Annotated in this window: 6 protein-coding genes; all 6 read right to left on the reverse strand. The window is 66.2% G+C overall.

Annotated elements, in window-relative coordinates:
- Window positions 1–320 precede the first annotated feature (320 nt).
- The gene (locus JNN06_RS06605; RefSeq protein WP_291238803.1) at window positions 321–839 is read right to left on the reverse strand and encodes a TetR family transcriptional regulator; all 519 of its coding nucleotides are present in this window, start codon (window positions 837–839) and stop codon (window positions 321–323) included.
- Between the two features lie 153 nt (window positions 840–992).
- Window positions 993–2,156 carry an endolytic transglycosylase MltG gene (mltG, locus tag JNN06_RS06610; RefSeq protein ID WP_291238804.1) on the reverse strand — a complete coding sequence of 388 codons (1,164 nt, stop codon included), beginning with the start codon at window positions 2,154–2,156 and terminating at the stop codon, window positions 993–995.
- Complete coding sequence (fabF, locus tag JNN06_RS06615) at window positions 2,156–3,418, reverse strand: beta-ketoacyl-ACP synthase II (protein WP_291238805.1); 1,263 nt, start codon at window positions 3,416–3,418, stop codon at window positions 2,156–2,158. Before fabF ends, mltG begins: the two co-directional genes overlap by 1 nt.
- Window positions 3,419–3,641: 223 nt before the next feature.
- On the reverse strand, window positions 3,642–3,875 hold the full coding sequence (locus JNN06_RS06620) for an acyl carrier protein (RefSeq protein WP_092896614.1): 234 nt from the start codon (window positions 3,873–3,875) through the stop codon (window positions 3,642–3,644).
- Window positions 3,876–4,061: 186 nt separating this feature from the next.
- Window positions 4,062–4,799 carry a 3-oxoacyl-ACP reductase FabG gene (gene fabG / locus JNN06_RS06625; protein ID WP_291238806.1) on the reverse strand — a complete coding sequence of 246 codons (738 nt, stop codon included), beginning with the start codon at window positions 4,797–4,799 and terminating at the stop codon, window positions 4,062–4,064.
- A 133-nt stretch (window positions 4,800–4,932) separates the two neighbouring features.
- Window positions 4,933–5,173, reverse strand: a 241-nt coding sequence (locus JNN06_RS06630; RefSeq protein ID WP_291238807.1) for a hypothetical protein, incomplete at its 5' end; no start/stop codon positions are given.

Genomic DNA, 5,173 nt, shown 5'->3' on the forward strand with positions numbered 1-5,173 from the left:
GCCCGCCCTCCGGGCGGCGGGCGCTTTGCGCCCACCGGGCGGGCTCTGGCCTCTCGGTCACATGCTGCAACGGTCTGGCGGGCAGCTTCCCACAGGGCCGGGGAAACGCATGCGTTTCCTGCTTCCGGCCCTATTTGACCGAGGCCATCGCCGAGGTCATGTTGAAACGGGGGCCACGTTTGGGCCGGTGGCCCTCCGGGCGGCGGGCGCTTTGCGCCCACCGGGCGGGCTCTGGCCTCTCGGTCACATGCTGCAACGGTCTGGCGGGCAGCTTCCCACAGGGCCGGGAAAACGCGCTGCGTTTTCTGATCCGGCCGCCCTCACCCCGCCACCTGCCGCGTCAGCAGCCACAGATCGAGGGCCTCCGCCACCCGGCGCTCCACCTCGGCGCCCGAGGGCTCCGCCATCCCCGTCACCCGGCGCAGCGGCCAGTCGCCCAGCACCAGCCGCAAGAGCAGCTCGCCCTGCCCCCCGGCCCGCGCCCTGAGCCGTTCCAGCGCCAGCGCCCAACCCGCCGCCTCCAGCACCGCGCCCAGCCGCCCCGACGCATCCGCCGCCGCCGCGCGCTGCACCACCACCGCCCGCTCGCTCACCATCAGCCGGACCACCCGCACCAGCGCCGCCTCCAGCCGCCCCTCCACCGCCGCCGCCAGCTCTGCCGCCAGCCGCGCCGCCAGCGCCCCGAACAGCCCCGCCTTGTCGCCATAGCCGCGATACATCGTCGCGTTGGACGCCCCCGCCGCCCGGGCCACCGCCAGCATCGTGGCCCCGTGATAGCCCCGCGCCGCCAGCACCGCAAAAGCCGCCGCCTCCACCCGATCCCGCACTGCCTGCCGCATCGCGCCGCCCCTTTCGTTCGAAACTGTATCGCCCGTTACCGTTTCGCCCGGTTTACCCCCCGAAAGCGTACAGGCCGTTACCCTTCCGCGCGGCGCAACGCGAAAGGGCGCCCCGAACGGGACGCCCTTTCCATTTGCACAGATGAAAAACCCTTACGGATTAGGCTCTTGCGCCTGCTGAGCCTCGATCTCGCGCCATTTTGCGACATTGGCGTTATGCTCTTCCAGCGTGGCCGCAAAGGCATGACCCCCGGTGCCATCCGCCACGAAGAACAGCAGGTTCGTCACCTCCGGGTTCATCGCCGCCGCAATGCTCTCGCGCCCCGGATTGGCAATCGGCCCGGGCGGCAAACCCTCAATCACATAGGTATTATAAGGGGTTGCACGGCGAAGCTCACTCTGCCGCAAGCCCCGGCCCAGCACGCCTTCACCCTTGGTGATGCCATAAATCACCGTCGGATCGGTCTGCAAGCGCATGCCCTGACGCAGCCTGTTCACGAAAACGCTGGCGACCCGAGGCCGCTCTGCCGCCACCCCGGTCTCCTTTTCCACGATGGAGGCCATGGTCAGCGCCTCTTCCGGCGTGTCATAGGGCAGATCGGCGGCGCGTCCGGCCCAAAGATCAGCAAGGATAACCCTTTGACTTTCCTGCATCTTTGCCAGCAACTCGGCCCGCGAGCCGCCCTTTTCCACGTCATAGCCATCGGGCGCAAGGCTGCCTTCCGGCGGCACTTCCGGCACTTCGCCTTCCAGAAAATCCGCCCGTTTCAGGCTTTCCACCACCTGCCAGCTGGTCACCCCTTCCGCCAAAGTCACCTGCCAACGCAGGTCCCCCTCCTGCGCCGCATCGACATAGGCCTGCGGGGCAGCCTCGGCGGCCGGGTCAAATTTCGCAACCTCTACAAAGCGTTGCGTGGCGGGATCAAGTTCCCGCAGCAGGATTTCGGCCTTGGCCACCCCGATGCGGAAGTTCACTTCCCGCCCGCAGGTCGAAGCCCCGCCCGAGGTCAGTTGATCCACGATCTGGGCCATCGAGGCCCGCTCGGCCACAAGATATGAGCCAAACCGCAGGTCCGCGGCCTTGCCCGAGTAATCCGCCCCGATCCGAAAAATCCGCGCATCCGAAATCGCGCCCTGCGCTTCCAGATTGCGGCTCACCTTGCTCAGGCTATCGCCACTTTCCACCTTCACGCAAACCGCCTGCGCCAAAGGCCCCGGCCCCAGATATTGTTGGCGCCCCCATGCAAGCAGCCCCGCAACCGCAACCAGTAGAATGATAAACAGCGTCAACGCATTGGAGGCGACCGATTTCCACATCAGCCGCGCACCTTGCCCAGAACCAGGCTGGCATTGGTGCCGCCAAAACCGAAGGAGTTCGACAGCGCCACATCAATCTTGCGCTTCACCGCCTTGTTCGGCGCAAGGTCCAGCTTGGGCGTCACGGCGGGGGTATCAAGGTTAATCGTCGGCGGCGCGATCTGGTCACGAATGGCCAGCACGCAGAAGATCGCCTCCACCGCGCCCGCAGCGCCCAGCAGGTGCCCGATGCTCGATTTGGTCGAGGACATGGTGGCCCCCGCCGCCGCCTCGCCCATCAGCCGCTCCACCGCGCCCAGCTCGATCGTGTCGGCCATGGTCGAGGTGCCATGCGCGTTGATGTAATCCACATCCGCTGGCGCCAGCCCCGCGCGTTTCAGCGCCGCACTCATCGAGCGGAAGCCGCCATCGCCATCCTCGGACGGCGCAGTGATGTGATAGGCATCGCCCGACATCCCGTACCCCAAGACCTCGCAATAGATTTTGGCGCCACGGGCCTTGGCGTGTTCGTATTCTTCCAACACCACAACGCCCGCGCCCTCGCCCATCACAAAGCCATCGCGGTCGGCATCATAGGGCCGGCTGGCCTTTTGCGGCTCGGCCTCGCGCTTGGTCGACAGCGCCTTGCAGGCGTTGAACCCGGCGATGCCGATCTCGGAAATCGGGCTTTCCGCGCCGCCGGCCAGCATCACATCGGCATCGCCAAAGGCGATCAGCCGCGCCGCATCGCCAATGGCATGGGCGCCGGTGGAGCAGGCCGTGACGACCGCATGGTTCGGCCCCTTGAAGCCGAAGCGGATCGAAACCTGCCCCGAAATCAGGTTGATCAGCGCGCCGGGAATGAAGAAGGGCGATACCCGCTTGGGGCCTTTCTCCTTGATCAGCACGGCCGTCTCGGCAATCGAGGACAGCCCGCCGATGCCGGAACCGATCATCACGCCGGTGCGTTCGCGGTCTTCATCATTCTGCGGTTCCCAGCCGGAATCACGCACGGCCTGCACCGCCGCCGCCATGCCATAAAGGATGAAATCATCCACCTTGCGGCGCTCTTTCGCCTCCATCCAGTCATCGGGATTGAAAGTGCCGTCCGTGCCATCGCCCATCGGAATCTCGCAGGCGTATTTGGTCACCACATTGCTGGCGTCAAACCGCGTGATCGGCCCCGCCCCCGATTGCCCGGCAATCAGACGGCTCCAGGTTTCCTCGACACCGCAAGCCAGCGGCGTGACCATCCCCAGCCCCGTAACAACAACGCGACGCATCCGCTCATCCTTTTGCAGCACCCCGGACAGGGCAAGACTTTGGAAAACTAGATACACGCGGCGTTTTGCTGGCGCAACCAGCAGCGGGGGCGGACCGCGCCAAGCGCCGGATTTCCGCCCGAAACCGCAAAACGCCTCGCCCGCTTGCGGCGACAGGGGGCGACAAAGCAAAAGGCCTCCCACCTTGCGGTGAGAGGCCCGGTTCCCCCTGCGGGGAAATAGCTCAGACGGCTTTCGAGATGAAGCCGACGGCATCGCCGAAGGTCTGGATGGTCTCGGCGGCGTCATCGGGGATCTCGATCCCGAATTCTTCCTCGAAGGCCATGACCAGCTCGACGGTGTCAAGGCTGTCAGCGCCCAGATCGTCGATGAACGAGGCGGTCTCGGTCACCTTGTCCTCTTCGACGCCGAGATGCTCGACGACGATCTTCTTCACGCGATCTGCGATGTCGCTCATGGTCACTTCCTCATCGTTACGGGGATGTCCCCCGGTGGTGTCCCTGCCGCCGGGCTTGTGCCCCTTGGCCATTTCCCCCGCGTCTGGCAGGGCACCAAAGCCCTTTCAGGCCCCGGTGGTTCCGTTCGCGGCTATAGCAAGCGGGCCGGGCCTTGGCAAACTCTTTCACCGCAGGCCCGTGCCGGTTCACAGCATCGCCATGCCGCCATTCACATGCAGCGTGGTGCCGGTGACGTAACCGGCCTCCGGGCTTGCCAGATACAGCACCGCCGCCGCGATCTCGCCCACCTCGCCCATGCGGCCGGCCGGCACCTGGGTCAGGATGCGGCCCTTCTGCTCGTCATTCAGCTTGTCGGTCATGGCGGTGGTGATGAAGCCCGGCGCCACACAATTGACGGTGATTCCCCGGCTGGCGACCTCCGCCGCGAGGGATTTCGACATGCCGACCATCCCCGCTTTGGAGGCGGCATAGTTGCCCTGCCCCGGATTGCCGGTGGCCCCCACAACCGAGGAGATATTGACGATCCGCCCCCACCGCGCCTTCATCATGCCGCGCAGCACACCCCGGCACAGCCGGAAGGTGGAGGTCAGGTTCACATCCAGCACCGATTGCCATTCGTCATCCGACATGCGCATGAACAGATTGTCGCGCGTGATGCCCGCATTGTTCACCAGCACATCGACCGACCCCATCTTCTCGGCAGCCGCCTTGGGCAGCGCCTCGACCGAGGCCGCATCCGACAGGTCGCAGGTCGCCACATGCACCCGGTCGCCCAGCTCGGCCGCCAGCGCCTCCAGCGGCGCCAGCCGCGTGCCCGACAGGGTGACGGTGGCGCCCGCCTTGTGCAGGGCACGGGCAATCTCGCCCCCGATCCCGCCCGAGGCCCCCGTCACCAATGCGTTCTTGCCGCTCAGATCAAACATCGCTTGTCCCTTCCAGAAAAGAGCATGCCTGCCCTCATTTTCTGTTCAAAAATATCCTCGGGGGGAAAGGCCGCAGGCCTTGGGGGGCAGACAGCCCCCCTCTCCCCGATTTTTCGTCGAAAAATCGGCCGCCTCACCCCTTGGCGGCGGCGATGTCGCCGGGGTCGCCGCGCTTGACGGTGAAGCTGGCCGGGTCGGCGTGGAACGAGACCGAGCCGTACACGGGTTCCACACCGTTGGTCCCGCGCAGCACGCCGCTGGCGAGGTGGCTCGGCGTGTAGCCGGGGCTCGGGTCGTTGCGGTGCGTGCCCTTGGCGTCGGGGGTGTTGGGGTCGGCGTTGAAGAGGCGGTTGCGGATCGCCCGGTGCGGGTTG

The sequence above is a fragment of the Gemmobacter sp. genome (assembly GCF_016792925.1).
Classification (GTDB): Bacteria; Pseudomonadota; Alphaproteobacteria; order Rhodobacterales; family Rhodobacteraceae; genus Gemmobacter.